Origin of the sequence: Stenotrophomonas maltophilia group sp. RY12688 (assembly GCF_052149045.1) — a bacterium.
GTDB lineage: Bacteria > Pseudomonadota > Gammaproteobacteria > Xanthomonadales > Xanthomonadaceae > Stenotrophomonas > Stenotrophomonas sepilia.
Genome location: NZ_CP197389.1, coordinates 1 through 20695, shown reverse-complemented (window position 1 = coordinate 20695; position 20695 = coordinate 1). Strand labels below are relative to the sequence as shown.

The window sequence follows — 20695 nt, the reverse complement described above, 5'->3', positions numbered from 1 at the left end:
TCAGGTTGATGGATCAGGCGGCAACGCACGCCATGGTACGGGGCTACGGATGACGACGGCGGCGGCCAGCCCCGGCAGGCTTTGTTACGATGGGCTGTTTCCGGCTGCAAGGCCGCAGACCGCGTAGCGCACTTCCTCCCCCTTTCCGTCTACCGAACGAGTACCGCCGTGTCCTTCTTTGCAAACGTGGAACTGGTGCCAGGCGACCCGATCCTGGGCCTGACCGAGGCGTACAACGCCGACAGCCGCCCGACCAAGGTCAACCTGGGTGTGGGCATCTACTACGACGAGAGCGGCCGCATCCCGCTGCTGCGCGCCGTCAAGCAGATCGAGCAGCAGCTTGCCGCTGACGCCAAACCGCGCGGCTACCTGCCGATCGATGGCCTGCCGGCATACACGCAGGCCACGCGAGAGCTGGTGTTCGGCAAAGACTCGCCGCTGCTGGCCGCCGGCCGCGTCACCACCGCACAGACCGTCGGTGGCAGCGGTGCGCTGCGCGTCGGCGCCGACGTGCTGAAGAAGCTGCTGCCGCACGCCACCGTGGCGCTGAGCAACCCGAGCTGGGAGAACCACCGTGCGGTGTTCAGCGCGGCCGGTTTCGAGGTGCTGGATTACACCTATTTCGATCCGGCCAGCCATGGCGTCGACTTCAACGGCATGCTGGCCGACCTCGGCAAGCTGGAAGCCGGCACCGTAGTGCTGCTGCACGCCTGCTGCCACAACCCCACCGGTGCCGACCTCACGGTCAGCCAGTGGAAGCAGGTCGCGCAACTGCTGAAGGACAAGCAGCTGTTCCCCTTCATCGACATGGCCTACCAGGGCTTCGACAAGGGCATCGAGCAGGATGGCGCCGCCGTGCGCATCATCGCCGAAGCCGGCATCGACAGCTTCATCGTCGCCAACTCGTACTCCAAGTCGTTCTCGCTGTATGGCGAGCGCGTGGGTGCGTTGTCGATGGTGGCGCCGACCGCTGCTGACGCCAAGGCCGTGCAGTCGCAGGTCAAGCGTGTGATCCGCACCATCTACTCCAGCCCGTCCACCCACGGTGCCGCGCTGGTGGCCGGCGTGCTGACCAACCCGGAACTGCGCGCGATGTGGGAGCAGGAGCTGACCGAGATGCGCGAGCGCATCCACGCCCTGCGCCAGGGCCTGGTCGAAAAGCTGGCCGCTGCCGGTGCGCCGCAGTTCGGCTTCATCAACGAACAGGCTGGCATGTTCTCCTACTCGGGCCTGAGCCGTGAGCAGGTCGAACGCCTGCGCGACGAGTTCGGCATTTACGCCGTCGGCACCGGCCGCATCTGCGTGGCCGCGCTGAACCAGAACAACCTGGAATACGTCGCCAAGGCCGTGGCCACCGTCGCCAAGGGCTGAAGCAACGCACCAGTGGTTTGACAACAAAGGCGCCGAAAGGCGCCTTTGTTTTTGCTTCTGCTTTGCCTCTGCCTTTGCCACACCCTCCGCGCTCGCGGCGAACCCTGAAGCGCAGGGCGAGGTACACCGTGGCCAGGACCGTGAGGCGCATGGATGCGCCGACCGAGCCCCCATGGATGGGTTTACGGCGTGTCCTGGCCACGGTGTACCTCGCCCTGTGCCTCCATGAAGGAAGGCGCCACGAGCGCAACGCATCTGGAAACGATTACGCCTTCCCGCGCTCACGCACGCCCCCGCCAGACGGGCGACAATAGGCGTTTTCCCGCTGCCGAGACCTGCCCGACCATGTCCCGTACTTCGTTGACCCGCTTCCTGATCCAGGAACAGCACGCCGGCCGCATCAATGCCGACCTGCGCCAGCTGATCGCCGTGGTCGCCCGCGCCTGCACCAGCATTTCCATCGCAGTCAGCAAGGGCGCCCTCGGTGGCGTGCTCGGCGACGCCGGTACCGGCAACGTGCAGGGTGAAGCACAGAAGAAGCTGGACGTGATCAGCAACGAGATCCTGCTCGAAGCCAATGCCTGGGGTGGCCACCTTGCCGCCTGCGCCTCGGAGGAAATGGACCACAGCCAGCCGGTGCCGGACATCTACCCGCGCGGTGATTTCCTGCTGCTGTTCGATCCCCTCGACGGCAGCTCCAACATCGACGTCAACGTCTCCGTCGGCACCATCTTCTCCGTGCTGCGTTGCCCGACCAACGTCGAGCTGCCGGGCGATGACGCCTTCCTGCAGCCGGGCAGCAAGCAGATCGCCGCTGGCTACTGCATCTACGGGCCCAGCACCCAGCTGGTGCTGACCGTCGGCCATGGCACCCACGCCTTCACCCTGGACCGCGAGAAGGGCGAGTTCGTGCTGACCACCGAGAACATGCAGATTCCGGCGGCCACCCAGGAATTCGCCATCAACATGTCCAACCAGCGTCACTGGGAAGCGCCGATGCAGGCCTACGTCAGTGATCTGCTGGCCGGCAAGGAAGGCTCGCGCGGCAAGAACTTCAACATGCGCTGGATCGCCAGCATGGTGGCCGACGTGCATCGCATCCTGACCCGCGGCGGCATCTTCATCTACCCGTGGGACAAGAAGGATCCGTCCAAGGCCGGCAAGCTGCGCCTGATGTACGAAGCCAATCCGATGGGCCTGCTGGTCGAACAGGCCGGCGGCGCCGCCTGGACCGGCCGCGAGCGCATCCTCGACATCCAGCCCGACCAGCTGCACCAGCGCGTGCCGGTGTTCCTGGGTTCGCGCGAGGAAGTGGCCGAAGCGGTGCGTTACCACCACGCGCACGACGAAGCGCAGGGCTGACGGCTCGACGCCTGACGGCGGTCATGGCAGTTCGATGACATGACCGCAGGGTGACACCGCGGGCGGCAAACGGCACCATCAAGCCGTTGCCGCCGAAGGAATGCACGCATGCACGAGCAGGGCCCGGTCGATTTCATCGAAGTCATCCACAACGCCGTCCCCAGTGAGGTCTGCGCGGCCATCGTCGAGCGCATGCGTGCCACGCGTGGCCTGCTGCCCGGTGCGGTGGGCAGTGGCGTGTTCCCCGAACTCAAGCACAGCAAGGATCTGCGCATCAGTGGCCTGGACGGTTGGCAGGACGTCGACCAGCAGCTGCAGATCGCGGTGTTCAACGGCCTGCTGACTTATCTACGCCGTTATCCACAGGCATTGATCGCGCCGCTGATGTTGCAGATCCAGGACAGCAATAGCCAACCGCGACGCCTGTCTGCCGAGGACTTTCCCGACATGCCGCAACAGCAGCTGGCCGACCTGGCCCGCACCTGCCTTCGTCCGGGTGCGATCAACCTGCAGTGGTACGCCGCGGGCGAGGGTGGCTACCCGTACTGGCACTGCGAGCTGTACCCGAAGGATGCGCAGGCCGAGACCCTGCACCGGCATGTACTGTGGACGCTGTACCTCAATGACGACTTCGACGAGGGCGAAACCGAGTTCCTGTTCCAGGGGCGGAAGATCGCGCCGCGCACCGGCAGTTTGCTGATTGCGCCGACGGCGTTCACCCACACCCATCGCGGCAATCGGCCACAGGGTGGCGACAAGTTCATCGCCACCAGCTGGATCCTGTTCCAGAGTGCGCAGAAGTTGTTTGGGGGGTGACGCCGAACTGCTCGTCGGCCTTGATGTACAGTCGAGCCATGCTCGACTGATGGCCTCAGAACAACGACCCTTGCGGCGAATCCTTCTTCAGCGGCAACGGCTTCTGGAACCGGCTGCAATCCAGCTTCGGCCAATGGCTGTTCTGCGCATTGAATCCCAACCGCTTGCGCGCCAGCTTGAAGCGGTTGTTCAACAGATCGGCATACACGCCCTGGCCGCGCATGCGGGTGCCGAACTGGCTGTCGTAGTCCTTGCCACCACGCAGCTGCTGGATGGTACTCATCACGTGCGCGGCGCGATCGGGATGATGGGTATCGAGCCAGTCGCGGAACAGTGGCGCCACTTCCAGCGGCAGGCGCAGCAGCACGTAGCCTGCGGTACTGGCGCCTGCATCGTGCGCAGCCTCCAGCACCGCTTCAAGTTCGCTGTCGTTGATCCACGGAATCACCGGTGCCACCATCACGCCCACCGGGATACCCGCGTCATGCAGGCGCTTCATCGCGCGCAATCGTGCATGGGGTGCTGATGCGCGCGGTTCCAGCTTCGCGGAGAGATGCGGGTCCAGCGAGGTCACCGAGAAATGCACACTGACCAGGTTCTCCGCCGCCAGCGGCGCGAGCAGATCAATGTCGCGCTCGACCAGTGCGTTCTTGGTGATCAGCGAGAACGGATGCCTGGTTTCCAGCATCACTTCGATCAGCTGGCGGGTCAGCTTGAACTTGCGCTCGATCGGCTGATATGCATCGGTGTTGATGCCCAGCGCGATCGGCTGCGGCACGTAACCGGGTTTCGACAGTTCCTTGCGCAGCAGCTGAGGCGCATTGGTCTTGGCGAACAGCTTGGTCTCGAAGTCCAGGCCAGGTGACAGGTTCAGATAGGCATGGGAAGGGCGCGCGAAGCAGTAGGAACACCCATGCTCACAACCGCGATACGGATTCACCGACTGGCTGAAGCCGACGTCTGGCGAAGTGTTGCGGGTGATGATGCTGCGCGCGGTCTCGGCGCGCACCTCGGTGCGCAGGCGCGGCGCGAGGAACTCCTCGCTCTCATCGACCGCCCAGCCGTCGTCCACCGCCTCGCTGACGGTGCTTTCGAAGCGCCCAGCAAGGTGGGACGTGGAACCTCGTCCCTTGATCGCAATACCCATTGCGGCAGGGTACGTCGCCACCGTCTCAATGGCTGCGACGGCTGTCTGAAGGGTTCAGGGCAAGTCTGAGCCGAGCGTGGGCTCGGCTCTACAGTGGATACGGATACCTTGTAGAGCCGAGCCTACGCTCGGCTGCAATGCATCAAAGCAGCGCCAAGTACCCGCGCACGGTGGCATCCAGCCCGTCATACAGTGCCTCGCCGATCAGCGCGTGGCCAATCGACACCTCCAGCACGTCCGGCACGTGGCCCAGGAAATCGCGCAGGTTGTCCTGCGACAGGTCGTGCCCGGCGTTGACGCCCAGGCCCACCGCCTGCGCCCGCCGCGCCGCAGTGGCGAACAGTTCGAGCATTGCCGCAGCGTCGCCCGCCGCATGCGCCTCTGCGTAGGGGCCGGTGTACAGCTCGATGCGGTCGGCACCGACCTCGGCAGCCTGCTCCAGCGACGGGTTGCCCGCATCCACGAACAGGCTGACCCGGCAGCCCATCGCCTTCAGTTGGGCAATCAACGGGCGCAAGCGCTCGGCGTCGCGTTCGAAGTCGAAACCGTGGTCGGAGGTGATCTGGCCATCGCCGTCGGGCACCAGGGTGGCCTGCGCCGGACGGGTCTGTTCGCACAGCGGCAGCAGCCCCGGGTACCCCTCGCGCGGCGGCGCAAATGGATTGCCCTCGATGTTGAATTCCACGCCACGCGCGCGGGTCAACGTGGACAGGGCCAGCACGTCCTCAGCGGTGATGTGGCGGCGGTCCGGCCGCGGATGCACGGTGATGCCATGCGCGCCGGCATCCAGGCAGGCCTGGGCGGCGCGCACCACGTCCGGTTCGGCACCGCCGCGCGAATTGCGCAGGACGGCGATCTTGTTGACGTTGACGCTGAGCTGGGTCATGGAACGGAACTACTTGGAAAGAGGGGACGGATCGTTGTCGTTGGCGTCATCGTTGCGGCGCGCCTGGGCCTGCTCGCGCAGGCGGCGCAGTTCCTCGGCATCGATCAGGGTGGCCGGGTCGCGCTGCAGGTCGCCGAAACGGGCCACGTAACGACCGCGTACCCAGGCCAGCAGGAAGGCGAGCGCCGCCAGCAGGCACAGGGTCATCAACCCCGCGCTCGGGGTCTTCAGCGCGAAGGCAAAGCAGCCCAGCGCCAGCAGCAGGTACAACCAGTACATAGTCGGGCTCCCCGGATGATCGCCGCAGTGTAGCGCTGCATCACAGCAGCGGCGAGGCCAGCCGGGCGAAGGCCTCGGGCAGGCGGTGCAGCCACAGCGAGCGCCCGGCCTGGTCATGCACCCGGGTGGCGCGATCGAATTCACCCTGCAGCAGCTCGGCCAGGGCCGCCACGCGGTCCCGGTCGCTGATCATCATCGATAGCTCGAAGTTCAGGCGGAAGCTGCGGTGGTCGAAGTTGGCACTGCCGACAATGCAGACGTCGTCGTCGGCGATGAACGCCTTGGTGTGCAGCATGCGCGGGCCGTACTCGTAGATCTTCACGCCGGCATGCAACAGCTCATCGAAGTACGAGCGCGCGGCCTGGGTGACGAACCACGAATCGCTCATTTTCGGTACCAGCAGGCGCACGTCCAGGCCGCCCAGCGCGGCCGAAGTCAGCGCCATCCGCGCCGCTTCACCCGGCACGAAATAGGGCGTCACCAGCCACACCCGTTCGTGCGCTTCCTGGATGGCAGCGACGTGCAGCCGGTGGATCGTCTCCCAGCCCGAATCCGGGCCGGACACCAATACCTGCGCGTTGATCGCGCCATCCCCGCGCAGCGGCATATCGGCCGGCCACAAGCGGGCGATATCCATCCGCGAGGGTTCCTGGCCACTGGCGTAGAGCCAGTCCTCGGCGAACACCAGCTGCAGACTGCGCACCACATGACCGCGGATGCGCATGTGCAGGTCGCGATAAGCGTCGGGCCTGCGGCTTTCGTCTTCCTCGTCGGTGATGTTGATGCCGCCAGTGAAGGCCAGGCGGCCATCGACAATCACCAGCTTGCGGTGCGTGCGCAGGTTCAGCCACGGGCGCTTGAACGGTTTCAGCAGCTGCCGTGGGTGGAACCAGATCGCTTCACCGCCGGCGTCGAGCAGGGGCTGCAGGAAACGGCGGGGCAGGGCGGATGAGCCCACCGCATCCAGCAGCAGGCGCACCTGCACACCGGCACGTGCGCGCTCGACCAGGGCATCGCGCAGGGCGGTGCCTGCGTGATCCGGATTGAAGATGTAGTACTCCAGATGGATGTGATCGTGCGCCTGTGCAACGGCTTCCAGCAAGGCCGCGTAGGTCGCCGCACCGTCCACCAGCCAGGTCACTTCGGTGGCACTGCTTGGGGCCAGTCCGGTCGTTGCCTGGGCAACCTTGGCCAGTTCGGTGCAGTCCGAATCGGGCGGGCAGACATCGCTGTAGTGCTCCATGCCCGAGCGTGCACGGCCACGACGCAGCCGTTGCCGCTTCACCTTCTGCGGGCCCAGCAGGTAGTAGATGAAGAGCCCCAGATAGGGGAGCAGTGCCAACGAAAGGATCCAGCTCAGCGTGGCCACCGGCTCGCGCTTCTGCAGCATGATCCAGCCCGCCAGCGCGAACAGGTACAGCAGGTAAGCCACCGCCAGGATCGTGCCGAGGTGGGCGATACCGTCGAGCCAATGGCGCAGGGAATCGAAGAGGGCAAGCATGCGCCGATCATAGCGGCGCATGCTGCCGGATGGGGTCAGATCCCTTTTCCGAAGGAAAGGCGTTCTGACCCCATCCCATGTGCCAGGACGAGATCCCATGTGCCAGGACGAGGACAAAAAAACGCCCCTGTCTCCAGGGGCGTCTGCAGTCGCGTCATGACTGTTGTGTTGCGGTGTCGCGTTTACTGCTGCACAAAACCGATCTTCTTCATCTGAGCATTCTTCGCGGCGGCCAGAACCTTGGCCATCACGTCGTACTCGGAATCCGGGCTGGCGTCGATGCGCAGTTCCGGCTGGTTGGTCGGGTCACGCTGGACCTCCTGCTCCATCCGCTGCTGCAGCTCGCTGGTATTGATCGGGCTGTTGTTCCACGAGACCTGGTTGCTGGCGTCGATCTTCAGTTCGATCGGCGGCGGCGGTTCGACCAGCTGCGGCGGTGGGTTGAGCACACGCTGCGGCAGGTCCACGGCGATCGGGTACGTCATGATCGGCGCGGTCACGATGAAGATGATCAGCAGAACCAGCATCACGTCCACGAGGGGCGTGACGTTGATGTCTGCCATGGGGCCCTTGCCACCACCACTACTGAATGCCATGGCTTATTGCCCCTTTTCTTTGGTCGCAACGAAGCCGACGTCCAGCATGCCCTGTTCCTGCGCGACCTTGGTCAGGTCGTTGATGACGCGCATCTTGGTGGTGCGGTCACCACGCAGGTTCAGCGGCGGCTGCGGGGTCTGCTGTGCGGCGGTCGCCAAGCGGGACTCGAGAGTCTGCTTGTTGATTTCTTCGTCGTTCCAGTAGATCGAGCCGTCTTCCTTGACTGCCAGCGTGATCGGGTTCGGACGCTTTTCAGCATCTTCCGGCTTCTGGATCAGGTTGGCTTCCGGCAGATCCACCTTGACCTTGTGGGACATCAGGGGCGCCGTGATGATGAAGATGATCAGCAGCACCAGCATCACGTCCACGAGGGGCGTAACGTTGATGTCGGCCATGGGGCCGCCGCTGTTACCACTACTGAAAGCCATAACGGGCTCCGTCTAGATCTTGGTGACTACTTACTTCGTCGCTGGGTGACGCGCGCCGCAATCAGCGGACGCGCGAACCGGTGGCGAAGAAGTCGTGCAGGTCGTGCGCGAAGGTATCGAACTTGCTGATGGTCGCGCTGTTGATCTTGCTGAAGAAGTTGAAGGCGAACACGGCCGGGATTGCGACGAACAGACCGATCGCGGTCATGATCAGCGCTTCACCCACCGGGCCGGCAACGGCGTCGATCGAAGCGGAGCCGGTGGCACCGATCTTGATCAGCGCGCCGTAGATGCCCCACACGGTACCCAGCAGACCGACGAACGGAGCGGTCGCGCCGACGGTAGCCAGCAGGGTCATGCCCGACTGCAGCTTGTTGCTTTCGCGGGTGACGGCCTGACGCAGAGCGCGGTCGACGAACTCCGAACGGCTCAGGTTCTCACCGACGCCGCCGGTAGCACCGCCTTCAGCGCGCTGGTGGTGGGCGGCTGCCTGGGCAGCGTCCAGGGCGATCTTCGAGAACGGCTCCGAAGCCGGCTGCTCTTCCATCGCACGGATGGCGTCCTGCGCGTTCGGGGTGTCCCAGAACAGGCTGACGACGCGATCAGCGGCGCTCTTCAGGCGGGTGGCACGGAAGATGTTGATGACGGTCCAGTACCAGGACATGGCCGACATGGCGATCAGGGTCAGCAGCACGACCCAGGAAACCGCGAAATCACCCGGCTTGGTGGTCATTTCGTGGATCAGGTGCTCGAAGCCCATCTGCGACAGGGCGTTGGACGGATTGCCCCCGGCAGCAGCGGCGATGAAAATTTCCTGCAGCATGACGCTTACCTTTGTTGTGTGTGGTGATAAAGGGTGTAGCTAAGCTAAACAATCGAACCGGGAGCGGGGGTGGCCAGGCGGACACCCGGGCGCATCAGTTCAGCGCAAAGTTGACCGGGACGCGAACGCGACCTGCCGTCTTCTTACCGCCTGCTTCAGCGGCGTTGAAGCGCCACTTGCGAGCCGCTTCCATCGCAGCACGGTCCAGGTCGCGGTTACGGCTGGACTTTTCCACCGTGACATTGGTGACGTTGCCGCTGGCATCGACATCAATGATCAGGATCACTTCGCCCTGGATACCTGCGCGGAAGGCTGCCGGCGGGTAGCGCGGCGGATTCATGGCCTTCGACGAGATGTCCACGCTGGCCTCGATCGAGGTCGGCGGTGCCGGCGGCGCCGGAGGCGACGGCGGGGTGACGATATCGTTCGGGCGCGGCTCCGGCACGTCGACAACCGGCGCCTGCGGCGGCGGCGGTACGGGCGACGGCTTCGGCGGCGACAGATTCTTCACCGGCGGTGGCGGAGTATCCTGCGGCGGCGGCGGCGGCGGCGGCGGTGGGGGCGGCGGCGGCGCGTCGACGATGGTCACCATGACGTTGCGCTCCTTCTCCGCGACGGCCTTGGGAGCCACGGCGGGAATCAGGAGCATCATGAAGGCGGCCAGATGCAGGGCAATTACAAACGCGATGCCGACGATGCGAGGCCAGCTCAGCCCCTTGTCATCGGGTTGTTCGTACCGGTGAACGACTAGTTGTTCCGTCATGCGCCAAGAGCTCAATAGTGGGGCCGGAATCCCGGGGGCGGGATCCCTGATCAGCGGTGCATGACACCGCAGGAACCTCCAAGCTTATACCAATCCTGAGCGCCTGCGCATCAACTGAGCAGGCATTCAGGCGTTATTCCTACTTACTTCAGGTTGATGATTTTTTTGGCATCAGCCTGGTTCTTCACGCCCTTCGCCAGCGCCTGCTGGGCGGCCTGCTTGGCCTCGGGGACGCGACCTTCGGCATGCAGGACGCGTGCCAGGTTCAGGTAGGTCTCACCGTCCTTGGAGAGCGGGGCGGCCTTCTGCCACGCATCGATCGCCTGCGGCACCTGGTCGGAGTAGTAGTAGGACTGGGCCAGCGCCAGGTAGACCTGGTAATCCGGCTTCAGGATGCCCTTCTGCAACCCTTCGTTGATGACCGCGATGACGTCCTTTTCCTTGTTCTCGGTGTTGGCATAGATCGAGTACAGCTGCTTGTACTCGCGCTCTTCGGTGAGCTGGCCGCTGCTGCGCAGCTTGTCCATCACCGCGGCGGCCTTCGGCATCTGGTCAGCCTGCATGTACATGTTGGCCAGATTCAGCTGGGCCTTCTTGTCCGACGGGTTCTTGGCCGCCAGCGCTTCTGCGGCCTGCACGGCCTCACCGGTCTGGCCGGCTTCGGAAAGGGCCGCCATCAGCAGCTGGTTCCAGTTGTCCTTCGGCTCGGCAGCGCCCGCGATGGCCTGCTTCAGCACCGGGATCGCTTCCTGGTAGCGCTCCAGCTGGTACAGCGCCTGGCCCTTGGCAATCAGCTCTTCCGGCTTGGTCGACTTGCTCTCGGCGAAGTACTTGTCCAGGGTGGCCAGGCCTTCGGCAGTCTGGTCTTCCTGCAGCTGCAGCTGGCCCAGCATCAGCATCGACTGGAAGTGGCCGTTGTTGTCCAGGCCGTTGAACTGGATGACCTGCTTCAGGTAGGCGATGGCGGCCGGGGTGTCGTCGGTCTGGTAGGCGGCCTGCGAGGCCAGCTGCGCGGCCAGCGACTTGTCGTACTCGTTGGAGGCGCTGTCAGCCAGGATCGCGTCAGCCTGCGTGCGCGTCTCCGGGAACTTTTCCTTGTTGTAGCTGTCGATCATTTTCTGCAGCTTGCTGCCCATCTTGGCCGAGGCCTTGGCGGTCGGCTCCTGGCGGGTCGCATTCGGGTACAGCGGTTCGGCCTTGGCCTGCTTGCTGCTGCCGCCGCGGCTGCCACGGTCGGAGGAACGCGAGGACTGCGCGAAGGCATCGGTGACCACGGCGCCGGTCAGGGCGGTCGCGACGAGGACGGAAAGCACAGCTTTGTGGTTACGGAAAATCATCGTTCACCTCGATCGAACCGCCGGATAGCGGCAAAGTCGGACTGTCAGAAAAATCTGAGCCGCCAAACGTATCAGAAACAGATGGCGTGAGAAATCGTTTTATGTGCTGCAATACAGCATAGAACTGCGCACTCATCCGCACTTTGGCCGCAGCCCGGCCGCCTGGGCCTGCTGATAGACCGGCGCCAGGCCCGGCGCGTCGCGTCGCAGCTCCTGGATCCGGTTGGCCGGATCGGGGTGGGTGGACAGCCATTGCGGGCTTCGACCGCCGCTGGCGGCCATCATGTTCTGCCACAGATCCACGGCCTGGGCCGGGTTGAATCCGGCCTGCGCCATCAGCCGCTGGCCGATCACGTCCGCCTCGCTTTCCTGGGTCCGCGAGCCGGGCAACAAGAAGGCCGCCTGCGCGCCCATGCCGCCCAGCTGATTGACCGTATTGGCGGCACCATCGCCATAGGCGGCACCGGCCAGCGCGCCCAGCACGGCCAGGCCGGTCTGCGCGCCCATCTGCCGGGTAATGCGTTCCTCGTGGTGACGCGCGATCACGTGGCCGATCTCATGACCGATCACGGCAGCCAACTGGTCCTGGTTCCTGGCGACGGTGAAGATGCCGGTGTTCACGCCCACTTTGCCGCCGGGCAGGGCAAAGGCGTTGGGTTCCTTGTCGACGAATACGGCAGTCTCCCACCGTACCCCACGGTACTGAGGCGGCAGCTGTGCGACCAGCGCATTGACCACGCACTGCACGTAGCCGTTCTGGCGGCCATCGGTGCTGATCTTCTCTTTCTGCTTGGTCTCGGCAAACGCCTGCGCACCGAGCTGGTCAAGCTGTGCCTGCGACACACCGCCCACCATCTGCCGTCGTCCGGTTGGCGAGGTGGTGGTTGCACAGGCACTGACCAAGGTGGTGATGACTAGAGCCAGCAGCAGTTGTTTCATGGGTCCGCCCCCGTGTTCATGTGCGCAGTGTGTAGCGTACCTGCTTAATCTTTCGTCAAGCGGGCACGGCGTTACGTTGACCCCAGGAACACCATCGCGGCGAGCGCAACCGCGTTGTTCAGCGCATGCGCGGCAATCGCCGCCCACAGGGTGCCGGTGCGGCGGTACAGCCAGCAGAAGGCGGCGCCCATACCACCGTACACCAGCCACAGCTGCGCCATGCCGAGCAGCGAGTTCTTGCTGACACCGGGCACTTCATGGACCAGGGCGAACGCCAGGCTGCTGAGGATCAGGCCCAGCCAGGGGCGGCCGGCTTGCCACAGGCGCCCGAACAGGACGCGGCGAAACAGCAGCTCTTCGTAGGCGGGGGCGAGGACGACCGCAAACAGCACCAGGAACAGCGGGAAGCGAGCGATCGCGCTCTGCATCAGTTCCACGTTGGTGGGCACCGGCTCGATGCCGAACTGCTTGGAAAGGAAGGCGATGCCGTTGCTGCCGAGCACGATCAGCGTGGCCACCAGCAGGGTCCAGCCCCAGGTGGACGGCCGCAGCAACGCCTGTCGCGACGCCATGCGTTCGCCGGCGCTTGCCGGGCGTCGCCAGAAGTACAGCAGCAGCGCGGCGCCACCGGTGGCGATCAGGGCCATCAGGATCTGCGCCAGGGCACCGGGCTGGCCCACTGCCGCGCCGACAGCGTCAGGTGTCAGTCCGCCATTGGCCTCGGCGTTGGCGCGGCTGACCACGATTGCACGGTAGAAGCCCCAGAACAGGCCGGAGACCATGCTCATGCCGACCAGGGTAACGGCGGCGATGCCCAGGTCGATGAAGAAGCCTGCCAACGGTGCCACGGCGCGCGGTGGGGTAGACACCGGCGGAACCGGGGGCGGGGCGGCGGAGACCGGGGTGGATGCGGACATCAGGTACCTGTGTTCAAGGGACGAAGGCCGGTGCAGCTCCCCGCGCACCGGCCAGGTCCCGATTGTGTCAGATATCCAGGTTGGCGACTTTCAGCGCATTGTCTTCGATGAAGTCGCGACGCGGCTCGACGACATCGCCCATCAGGGTGCTGAAGATCTGGTCGGCAGCGACCGCATCCTCGATGCGCACCTGCAGCAGGCGACGGGTCTCCGGGTTCACCGTGGTATCCCACAACTGCTCCGGATTCATTTCACCCAGACCCTTGAATCGCTGGATCTGGCGGCCGCGCTTGGCCTCCTCGAGCAGCCAGTTCTGCGCCTTCGCGAAGCTGTCGACTTCGATCGACTTGGCGCCGCGGGAAATCGTTGCACCTTCGCGCACCAGGCCGTGCAGCAGCTTGGAGGCCTGGTGGATCGCACGCAGTTCGCCACTCTCGAACGCCGACATCGGCAGCACCTGGATGTGCTCCTCGCCCATGTGGCGACGGGTCACCAGCACAGCGGCGGGGCGTTCCTCGTTGGCGTCCTGCAGTTCCAGGCTGAAACGCGGGCTGCCCAGGCTGCCCTGGTTGAGTCGCTTGGCCAGCGCATCCAGGCCTTCGCCTTCGCCCGCATTGCGCAGGCTGTCCATGTCCATCGGCACGAAATCGACCAGCGCTTCGAGCAGGTTGCGGTCATAGCGGTGCGCGTTGCGTTCGATGGAATCGAGCGCGGCGGCGTACGCCAGCAGCAGCTTCTCCAGTGCCAGGCCTTCGATGCCCGGTTCGCCGGTGGCTGGCACCAGCGCGGCGTTTTCCACCGCACTGCTGGCCAGGTAGCTGTCCAGCGCCGGATCATCCTTCAGGTACAGCTCCTGCTTGCCCTGCTTGATCTTGTACAGCGGCGGCAAGCCGATGTAGACGTAACCGCGCTCGATCAGCTCCGGCATCTGACGGTAGAAGAACGTCAGCAGCAGGGTGCGGATGTGGGCGCCGTCGACGTCGGCGTCGGTCATGATGATGATCTTGTGGTAACGCAGCTTGTCCGGGTTGTACTCGTCACGGCCAATGCCGGTGCCCAGCGCGGTGATCAGCGTACCGACCTGGTCGGAGGACAGCATGCGGTCGAAGCGCGCGCGTTCCACGTTGAGGATCTTGCCGCGCAGCGGCAGCACCGCCTGGTTCTTTCGGTTGCGGCCCTGCTTGGCCGAGCCACCTGCCGAGTCACCCTCGACGATGAACAGTTCGGACAGCGCCGGATCCTTTTCCTGGCAGTCGGCCAGCTTGCCCGGCAGGCCGGCGATGTCCAGCGCGCCCTTGCGGCGGGTCAGGTCGCGGGCCTTGCGGGCGGCTTCACGTGCACGCGCGGCGTCGACGATCTTGCCGGCAATCGCCTTGGCTTCGTTCGGGTTTTCCTGCAGGAACTCTTCCAGGCGCGCACCGAAGGCGTTTTCCACCGCCGGACGCACGTCGGAGCTGACCAGCTTCTCCTTGGTCTGGCTGGAGAAGCTGGGATCCGGCACCTTCACCGACAGCACCGCGATCATGCCTTCGCGCATGTCGTCGCCGGTCAGGTTGATCTTGGCCTGCTTGGCGATGCCGTTCTGCTCGATGTAGTTGTTGAGCACGCGGGTCAACGCACCACGGAAACCGGCGAGGTGGGTACCGCCGTCCTTCTGCGGGATGTTGTTGGTGAAGCAGTACATCGTCTCCTGGTAGGAGTCGGTCCACTGCAGCGCCACCTCCACGACGATGCCGTTGTGCTCGCCGGTGACGGAGATGACATTCGGGTGCAGCGGGGTCTTCAGCTGGGCCAGATGCTCCACGAAGCTGCGGATGCCGCCTTCGTAGTGGAAGTCATCGCGACGGCCGTCGCCACGCTCGTCGGCAAGGACGATCTTGACGCCGGAGTTCAGGAACGACAACTCGCGCAGACGGCGGGCCAGGATGTCGTAGTGGAATTCCACGTTGTCGTGGAAGGCGACGGTGGACGGCCAGAAGCGCACGGTGGTGCCACGCTTGGTGGTGGCTTCCAGCTTGGCGAGCGGGGTCACGGCTGCGCCGTTGCTGAATTCCTGCTGGTAGTGGGAGCCGTTCTGGAACACGTCCACCAGCAGCTTCTGCGACAGCGCGTTGACCACGCTGACGCCGACGCCGTGCAGGCCGCCGGAAACCTTGTAGCTGTTGTCGTCGAACTTGCCGCCTGCGTGCAGGACGGTCATCACCACCTCGGCGGCGGAGACCTCGCGACCGAGCTTGGCGCTCATCTGCTCGTGCTTGCCGGTCGGAATGCCGCGGCCGTTGTCGGACACCGAGACCGAGCCGTCAGCGTGGATCGTCACCGCGACATGGTCGGCGTGGCCGGCCAGCGCTTCGTCAATCGAGTTGTCGACAACCTCGAACACCATGTGGTGCAGACCGGTGCCGTCATGCACGTCACCGATGTACATGCCGGGTCGCTTGCGGACAGCCTCCAGGCCTTCCAGGGCGGTAATGCTGTTGGCGTCGTAATTGCCGTTGTTTGCCGGGGTGTTCTGTTCGTCGCTCATTGCGCTTGCCGTAGGCTCCGCAGGTCGGGCACCGCTTGGGGCGATGTGCCGAGAATGAAAGGATTCCAACCCGAATTATACCAGCCGGGGTCGAGTGGCCCTGATGTGCCCACTATGGCACAGCCACGATCTGTGCATGTTCCACGTGGAACCGGGCGATCTGGGTCAATTCCTGCAGGGCCGCCGGAGGCTCAGTAGCGGTGACGAAGATCTGCGCCGGGCCGGTGAGCAGGCGCTCCAATACCCGCGCCTGGTGGGTCCGATCCAGTTCGGAGGCCAGATCGTCCAGTGCGATCACCGGCCATTCGCCGCGCTGTTCTGCATAGTCCTCGGCCTGCGCCAGCAGGCACGCCAATGCGGTCAGCTTGGCCTGACCGCGTGACAATGCATCGCGACCAGGAATGCTGTGGAAATCCACGCTCCAGTCCGCCCGGTGCGGCCCAACCGAGGTGTACCCGGCCTGGCGGTCACGATCCCGGGCCAGAAGCAGAGCATCTGCCAGGGGAAGCTCATGCCGACGCCAGCCCGGACTGAGTTCCAGGGCCTGGATGCCGAGTTGCGGCGCCAAACTGGCAGCCAGCGCCACGGCACGCTGCTGCAGCCGCTCGAGGTAGTGCTGACGCCGGCTGGTAAGGGGCTCTCCGGCCTCAGCCAACTCGTGATCCCAGGTGTCCAGCATCCGCGACGGGCCGCCCTGCTTGAGCAGGGCATTGCGCTGCTTCAGCGCCCTTGAATAGCGGCGCCACAAGGACAGGAAATCAGGTTCCACGTGGAACAAACCCCAATCCAGGAAGCGACGGCGGGGCTCGCCACCGCCGCTGACCAGCGCATGGCTGCCGGGCTCAAACGTCACTACCGCCAGCGCTGCGCAGAGGTTGCCGAGCTGAGCCACATCTTCACCGTCCAATCGTCCCTTCCAGTCCTGCCCACTGTGGCGCAGGCCGGCCTTTCGGCGATGCGGCGCGTGGTCGGCACGCTGTTCGTCCCATTCCACGAAGATCTCCAGCGCCTCCTGGCCCTGGCGCACCAGTCCATCGCGAACCCTGCCGCGGAAGCTTCGGCCATAGGCCATCAGATGCAGGGCCTCCAGCACGCTGGTCTTGCCGGCACCGTTGTCGCCAGTGAGCAGGTTCAGCCCCGGCTGGGGCAAGAGATCCACCGCACTGAAGCGACGCAGTTGGTGCAAGGCGAGGCGGCGGATAAGCATGGGGCGCGAACGACCATCCGCTCGAGGCGGTAGAGGGGAAGGGAATCCATCAGCTTACTGCATCGGTCAAGCCGGACGCGCTGCCCCCGCATCGATGCGGAGCAGAAGCTCCCGCGCACCAACTGATCGCGGGTTCCACGTGGCGCCGGTTCACCCGCATGCCCGTTTCCAGCTCCGGACGCAGCTGAAATTCCTTCAATTCTGCACAGGGTTGCGGGGCGTGGCCCGCCAGATTTCAAGATTTCAGGACCACGGCCGCAGGTGTTTGATGAGCGCTTGCCCGGCCGGGTGAGCGGGCGGGCGCCCGGATTCCTCCAAATCTGAGATCCGATGCCCTGGGAGGTTCCACAGATTTCAAAGAATCCGGACCATTCGTTTCACGCTGTCCACAGCGGGACTGTATGACTTATACACAAGGTATGGGCAATCTGTGGATAAAAAAGCCCTTTTGCCTGGGTCTGGAAACTATCCACAGGTTCCCCCCCAGCCTGAGGCGCCTCTATACAGGGGGTTTCACCCTCATAAATTCCTTTTAAATCATGTAGATAACAAATTTTTCCACGAAATCTGGCTCTACCATCACCACCACGCTTTAGATTTATACCCAGATTTAGAAGCTAGGCTTGGCCCGATCTGTCCCGAATGGGTCCTGTGGACAGAGAGGATTTCAGGAACAGCGAGCACGGTCGCCGCAGCGTGGATGCGCTTCGGCATCCGACCAGACAGGTCCATAGCAACTGCGTTGAGACCCCAGGTACCGGCCCCGATCAAACATGATTCGGAGGCAGTCCCTGGCATCGACTCAAAGTCCCGTCGCCAGTTCGGCGTGGGAAGCAAAGCGCACGCAACCGGGTTCATCAAGGAAGATGGTGTCCGTTCGAATTCCGTGCTGGAAAGGGTTCAGCCCGATGATCCACGTGGAACGTAAAAAAAAACGCCCGGGAGCTTCCCGGGCGTCGTTATGTTCCACGTGGAACCGGGCTGATGTCAGAGACGCAGCGGCATGACCACGTGGCGCGACTTCTCGCTGCTGGACTCACGCACCAGCGCCGAGGAGTTGGAGTCGCGCAGCTGGATGATGACTTCCTCATCGCGCAGGGCGGAGAGGGCATCCAGCAGGTAGTTCACGTTGAAGCCGATGGCCAGATCGCTGACCGTGGTATCGGCTTCGATCTCTTCCTGGGCTTCCTCCTGCTCCGGGTTGTGCGCGCTGATCTTCAGGTTGCCCGGCGACACTTCCACGCGGATGCCGCGGTACTTCTCGTTGGACAGGATCGCAGCGCGCTGCAGCGAGGCGCGCAGCGCTTCACGATCAACCTTCACTTCACGGTCGGCACCGATCGGAATCACCGCTTCGTAATCCGGGAAGCGGCCGTCGATCAGCTTGGAGGTGAAGGTGACATCGTCGCGCTTGACGCGAACGTGGCTGCGGCCGACTTCCAGCTCGATCTCGCGATCACCACTTTCCAGCAGGCGCTGCAGCTCGGTCACGCCCTTGCGCGGCACGATGATCTGGCGCTTGGAACCGCTCGGCTTGGCCAGGTCGGTTTCACACAGCGCCAGACGGTGGCCGTCGGTGGCAACGGTACGCAGGGCGTCACCGCGCAGATCGAACAGCAGGCCATTGAGGTAATAGCGCACGTCCTGCTGCGCCATCGCGAACGCGGTGCGCTCGATGAGCTCCTTCAGGGTCGCTTCGCCGATGGCCACGCGCTCAGTGGCTTCCACTTCGTCAACCGACGGGAAGTCATTGGAGGGCAGGGTTGCCAGGGTGAAGCGGCTACGACCGGCCTGCACGGTGATCTTGTCTCCGGTCTGCGAGACGGTGATCCGGCTGCCATCGGGCAGGGCGCGGATGATCTCGAACAGCTTGCGGGCGGGAATGGTGGTTTCGCCGTCCTGGGCGTCTTCAACCGCGATCCGCGACACCATCTCCACTTCCAGGTCGGTACCGGTCAGCGACAGCTGGCCGTTCTGCACCTGGACCAGGAAATTGGCCAGAACCGGAAGGGTCTGGCGGCGTTCGACCACGTTGACGACCTGTGCCAACGGCTTGAGAAAGGCTTCGCGCTGCAGTGTGAAACGCATGTGGTTCCGTGCCCCTATGCTTTAAAAAATGTGGAATAAATCAAAAGCTTGGTGGTGCTGGTAGAGACAGAATCGCTGGAAAACAATGCTAAGTCTTTGTAAATAAAGGAGTTTCAGGCATCGAAACCCTCTGTATTACCGACCCCCAAGGGGTGGGGAAAGCTGTGGATAAATTCGACGGGATTTCAGACGCCATTTTTATCCACAACGTGTCCCGCGCTTGCTACCGGATTCTGCACCGTTTTGTGCGATGACGCCTCATCGGCATCCGTGCATCATTCGCTCAGCTTCCGGATCAGCTTGTCCCAGTCTTCGCGGAGCTTGCCGTCGGTTTCCATCAGGGTCCGGATCTGGCGGCAGGCATGCAGCACCGTGGTGTGATCGCGACCGGCAAAGGCGTCGCCGATCTCGGGCAGGCTGTGCTCGGTCAGTTCCTTGGTCAGGGCCATGGCGACCTGGCGGGGGCGAGCGAGCGAGCGGGTCCGACGCTTCGACAGCAGATCCTTGATCTGCAGGCCGTAGTAGTCGGCAACGGTCTTCTGGATGTTGGGAATGCTGATCGCCTGCTGCTGGGCGCGCAGCAGGTCGCGCAGGGTTTCCTGGGCGAATTCGGTGGTGATCGCGCGGCCGGTGAAGTTGGCGCGGGCGGTCAGGGTATTGAGCGCGCCCTCGAGGTCGCGCACGTTGGAGCGCATCTTCTTGGCGATCAGGAACGCAACATCATCGGGAATCTCGGCACCGCGTTCGCGCGCCTTGGCCAGCACGATCGCGGCGCGGGTCTCGAAGTCCGGCGGTTCGATCGCGACCGACAGGCCCCAGGCAAGCCGCGACTTCAGGCGCGCTTCCAGGCCTTCGACCTCGCGCGGATAGCGGTCGCAGGTCAGGATGATCTGCTGCTTGCCATCGAACAACGCGTTGAAGGTGTGGAAGAACTCTTCCTGCGTGCGGTCCTTGCCGGCGAAGAACTGGATGTCATCGATCAACAGCGCGTCCACCTGCTGGAACTGGCGCTTGAACTGATCCATGGTCTTTTCCTGCAGGGCCCGGATCATGGCGCTGAAGAACTGTTCCGAACGCAGGTACAGCACCTTCGCGACTGGATTGGCCTGGCGCATCGCGTTGCCGGCGGCGAACATCAGGTGGGTCTTGCCCAGGCCGGTGCCTCCGTACAGCAGCAGCGGGTTGTGGGCCCGGTCGCCCGGCTTCTGCGCTGCCTGGAAGGCAGCGGCCAAGCCCAGCTGGTTGCTGCGGCCTTCGACGAAGTTGGCGAAGGTGTAGTGATTGTCCAGATTGCCGGCAAACGGCACCTGCGGTTCGCTGGACACATGCGCCGACGACGTGGAAACCGGCGCGTTCTGCGCCTCCACGGGGCGCGGGCGCGAGCCGATTTCAAGAAAAACGTCGCTGAAACCGGCGAAGTGAGCCAGCAGTTCGCGGATCCGGGCCAGGTACAGCTCGCGGACCTGGTCGACGATGAAGGCATTCGGTGCATACAGCACCAGGCTGTCCACGCGCAGATCGGCCTGCAGCGGCTTCAACCAGGTATGAACGTCTTCCGGCGGGAACTCCGCTTCGAGGCGCTCGAGACTACGGGACCAGGCATCCATCAGCAATAATCGTCCGGTGGCCGGGGCATGGACGCGACAAGGCGCCCAAACACAGGCCGGAAAGGGGGGAAATGGATGGCTCAGACTACCACCGAGCGCC

18 protein-coding genes are annotated in these 20695 nt (G+C 64.2%); 3 read left to right on the top strand and 15 right to left on the bottom strand.

Translation table 11 applies throughout. The features are described from left to right. Positions 1-168: 168 nt before the first annotated feature. The 3 genes from ACS0OT_RS00090 to ACS0OT_RS00080 all read left to right on the top strand — a co-directional run bounded on the left by ACS0OT_RS00090 (position 169) and on the right by ACS0OT_RS00080 (position 3549). A complete protein-coding gene (locus ACS0OT_RS00090) occupies positions 169-1371 on the top strand; it encodes an amino acid aminotransferase (protein ID WP_053496721.1) in 1203 nt (400 codons plus the stop codon). A 345-nt stretch (positions 1372-1716) separates the two neighbouring features. Further along, positions 1717-2733, top strand: a complete 1017-nt coding sequence (locus ACS0OT_RS00085) for a class 1 fructose-bisphosphatase (protein ID WP_065179052.1) — start codon at positions 1717-1719, stop codon at positions 2731-2733. A 108-nt stretch (positions 2734-2841) separates the two neighbouring features. After that, positions 2842-3549, top strand: coding sequence for a 2OG-Fe(II) oxygenase (locus ACS0OT_RS00080; protein ID WP_414604504.1), 708 nt, complete (start codon positions 2842-2844; stop codon positions 3547-3549). 55 nt (positions 3550-3604) lie between these two features. Here the strand turns inward: ACS0OT_RS00080 and ACS0OT_RS00075 are convergent, their stop codons facing one another. The 15 genes from ACS0OT_RS00075 to dnaA form a co-directional block, all read right to left on the bottom strand. Further along, the gene (locus tag ACS0OT_RS00075) at positions 3605-4696 is read right to left on the bottom strand and encodes a PA0069 family radical SAM protein (protein WP_262090445.1); all 1092 of its coding nucleotides are present in this window, start codon (positions 4694-4696) and stop codon (positions 3605-3607) included. A gap of 142 nt (positions 4697-4838) precedes the next feature. Next, the gene (locus tag ACS0OT_RS00070; protein WP_005421190.1) at positions 4839-5582 is read right to left on the bottom strand and encodes a pyridoxine 5'-phosphate synthase; all 744 of its coding nucleotides are present in this window, start codon (positions 5580-5582) and stop codon (positions 4839-4841) included. A gap of 9 nt (positions 5583-5591) precedes the next feature. Beyond that, positions 5592-5861, bottom strand: a complete 270-nt coding sequence (locus ACS0OT_RS00065) for a hypothetical protein (RefSeq protein WP_049438866.1) — start codon at positions 5859-5861, stop codon at positions 5592-5594. A 40-nt stretch (positions 5862-5901) separates the two neighbouring features. Beyond that, on the bottom strand, positions 5902-7362 hold the full coding sequence (gene cls, locus ACS0OT_RS00060) for a cardiolipin synthase (protein ID WP_005421195.1): 1461 nt from the start codon (positions 7360-7362) through the stop codon (positions 5902-5904). Between the two features lie 182 nt (positions 7363-7544). Continuing rightward, positions 7545-7958 carry an ExbD/TolR family protein gene (locus ACS0OT_RS00055; RefSeq protein WP_005411740.1) on the bottom strand — a complete coding sequence of 138 codons (414 nt, stop codon included), beginning with the start codon at positions 7956-7958 and terminating at the stop codon, positions 7545-7547. A 3-nt stretch (positions 7959-7961) separates the two neighbouring features. Next, the gene (locus tag ACS0OT_RS00050) at positions 7962-8387 is read right to left on the bottom strand and encodes an ExbD/TolR family protein (RefSeq protein WP_005421196.1); all 426 of its coding nucleotides are present in this window, start codon (positions 8385-8387) and stop codon (positions 7962-7964) included. A gap of 61 nt (positions 8388-8448) precedes the next feature. Beyond that, positions 8449-9210 carry a TonB-system energizer ExbB gene (exbB, locus tag ACS0OT_RS00045; RefSeq protein WP_005411738.1) on the bottom strand — a complete coding sequence of 254 codons (762 nt, stop codon included), beginning with the start codon at positions 9208-9210 and terminating at the stop codon, positions 8449-8451. A 94-nt stretch (positions 9211-9304) separates the two neighbouring features. Continuing rightward, positions 9305-9973, bottom strand: coding sequence for an energy transducer TonB (locus tag ACS0OT_RS00040; protein ID WP_005421199.1), 669 nt, complete (start codon positions 9971-9973; stop codon positions 9305-9307). A 143-nt stretch (positions 9974-10116) separates the two neighbouring features. Further along, positions 10117-11310 (bottom strand): tetratricopeptide repeat protein, encoded by a 1194-nt coding sequence (locus ACS0OT_RS00035; protein ID WP_005421200.1) that lies wholly within the window; start codon positions 11308-11310, stop codon positions 10117-10119. Between the two features lie 132 nt (positions 11311-11442). Continuing rightward, positions 11443-12249, bottom strand: a complete 807-nt coding sequence (locus ACS0OT_RS00030) for a M48 family metallopeptidase (protein WP_005421202.1) — start codon at positions 12247-12249, stop codon at positions 11443-11445. Positions 12250-12320: 71 nt separating this feature from the next. Next, positions 12321-13166 carry a CPBP family intramembrane glutamic endopeptidase gene (locus ACS0OT_RS00025; RefSeq protein ID WP_442255964.1) on the bottom strand — a complete coding sequence of 282 codons (846 nt, stop codon included), beginning with the start codon at positions 13164-13166 and terminating at the stop codon, positions 12321-12323. Positions 13167-13233: 67 nt separating this feature from the next. After that, positions 13234-15693, bottom strand: coding sequence for a DNA topoisomerase (ATP-hydrolyzing) subunit B (gene gyrB, locus ACS0OT_RS00020; RefSeq protein ID WP_005421206.1), 2460 nt, complete (start codon positions 15691-15693; stop codon positions 13234-13236). 112 nt (positions 15694-15805) lie between these two features. Further along, positions 15806-16900 carry a DNA replication/repair protein RecF gene (gene recF / locus ACS0OT_RS00015; RefSeq protein WP_005421208.1) on the bottom strand — a complete coding sequence of 365 codons (1095 nt, stop codon included), beginning with the start codon at positions 16898-16900 and terminating at the stop codon, positions 15806-15808. A 987-nt stretch (positions 16901-17887) separates the two neighbouring features. After that, a complete protein-coding gene (dnaN, locus tag ACS0OT_RS00010; protein WP_005411731.1) occupies positions 17888-18988 on the bottom strand; it encodes a DNA polymerase III subunit beta in 1101 nt (366 codons plus the stop codon). A 275-nt stretch (positions 18989-19263) separates the two neighbouring features. Further along, complete coding sequence (gene dnaA / locus ACS0OT_RS00005) at positions 19264-20595, bottom strand: chromosomal replication initiator protein DnaA (protein ID WP_329953717.1); 1332 nt, start codon at positions 20593-20595, stop codon at positions 19264-19266. Positions 20596-20695 lie beyond the last annotated feature (100 nt).

Bases quoted from the DNA above. Each gene is read 5' to 3' on its own strand.
- ACS0OT_RS00085 (WP_065179052.1), top strand. From the start codon at position 1,717: ATGTCCCGTACTTCGTTGACCCGCTTCCTGATCCAGGAACAGCACGCC.
- ACS0OT_RS00080 (WP_414604504.1), top strand. From the start codon at position 2,842: ATGCACGAGCAGGGCCCGGTCGATTTCATCGAAGTCATCCACAACGCC.
- ACS0OT_RS00075 (WP_262090445.1), bottom strand. From the start codon at position 4,696: ATGGGTATTGCGATCAAGGGACGAGGTTCCACGTCCCACCTTGCTGGG.
- ACS0OT_RS00070 (WP_005421190.1), bottom strand. From the start codon at position 5,582: ATGACCCAGCTCAGCGTCAACGTCAACAAGATCGCCGTCCTGCGCAAT.
- ACS0OT_RS00065 (WP_049438866.1), bottom strand. From the start codon at position 5,861: ATGTACTGGTTGTACCTGCTGCTGGCGCTGGGCTGCTTTGCCTTCGCG.
- cls (WP_005421195.1), bottom strand. From the start codon at position 7,362: ATGCTTGCCCTCTTCGATTCCCTGCGCCATTGGCTCGACGGTATCGCC.
- ACS0OT_RS00055 (WP_005411740.1), bottom strand. From the start codon at position 7,958: ATGGCATTCAGTAGTGGTGGTGGCAAGGGCCCCATGGCAGACATCAAC.
- ACS0OT_RS00050 (WP_005421196.1), bottom strand. From the start codon at position 8,387: ATGGCTTTCAGTAGTGGTAACAGCGGCGGCCCCATGGCCGACATCAAC.
- exbB (WP_005411738.1), bottom strand. From the start codon at position 9,210: ATGCTGCAGGAAATTTTCATCGCCGCTGCTGCCGGGGGCAATCCGTCC.
- ACS0OT_RS00040 (WP_005421199.1), bottom strand. From the start codon at position 9,973: ATGACGGAACAACTAGTCGTTCACCGGTACGAACAACCCGATGACAAG.
- ACS0OT_RS00035 (WP_005421200.1), bottom strand. From the start codon at position 11,310: ATGATTTTCCGTAACCACAAAGCTGTGCTTTCCGTCCTCGTCGCGACC.
- ACS0OT_RS00030 (WP_005421202.1), bottom strand. From the start codon at position 12,249: ATGAAACAACTGCTGCTGGCTCTAGTCATCACCACCTTGGTCAGTGCC.
- ACS0OT_RS00025 (WP_442255964.1), bottom strand. From the start codon at position 13,166: ATGTCCGCATCCACCCCGGTCTCCGCCGCCCCGCCCCCGGTTCCGCCG.
- gyrB (WP_005421206.1), bottom strand. From the start codon at position 15,693: ATGAGCGACGAACAGAACACCCCGGCAAACAACGGCAATTACGACGCC.
- recF (WP_005421208.1), bottom strand. From the start codon at position 16,900: ATGCTTATCCGCCGCCTCGCCTTGCACCAACTGCGTCGCTTCAGTGCG.
- dnaN (WP_005411731.1), bottom strand. From the start codon at position 18,988: ATGCGTTTCACACTGCAGCGCGAAGCCTTTCTCAAGCCGTTGGCACAG.
- dnaA (WP_329953717.1), bottom strand. From the start codon at position 20,595: ATGGATGCCTGGTCCCGTAGTCTCGAGCGCCTCGAAGCGGAGTTCCCG.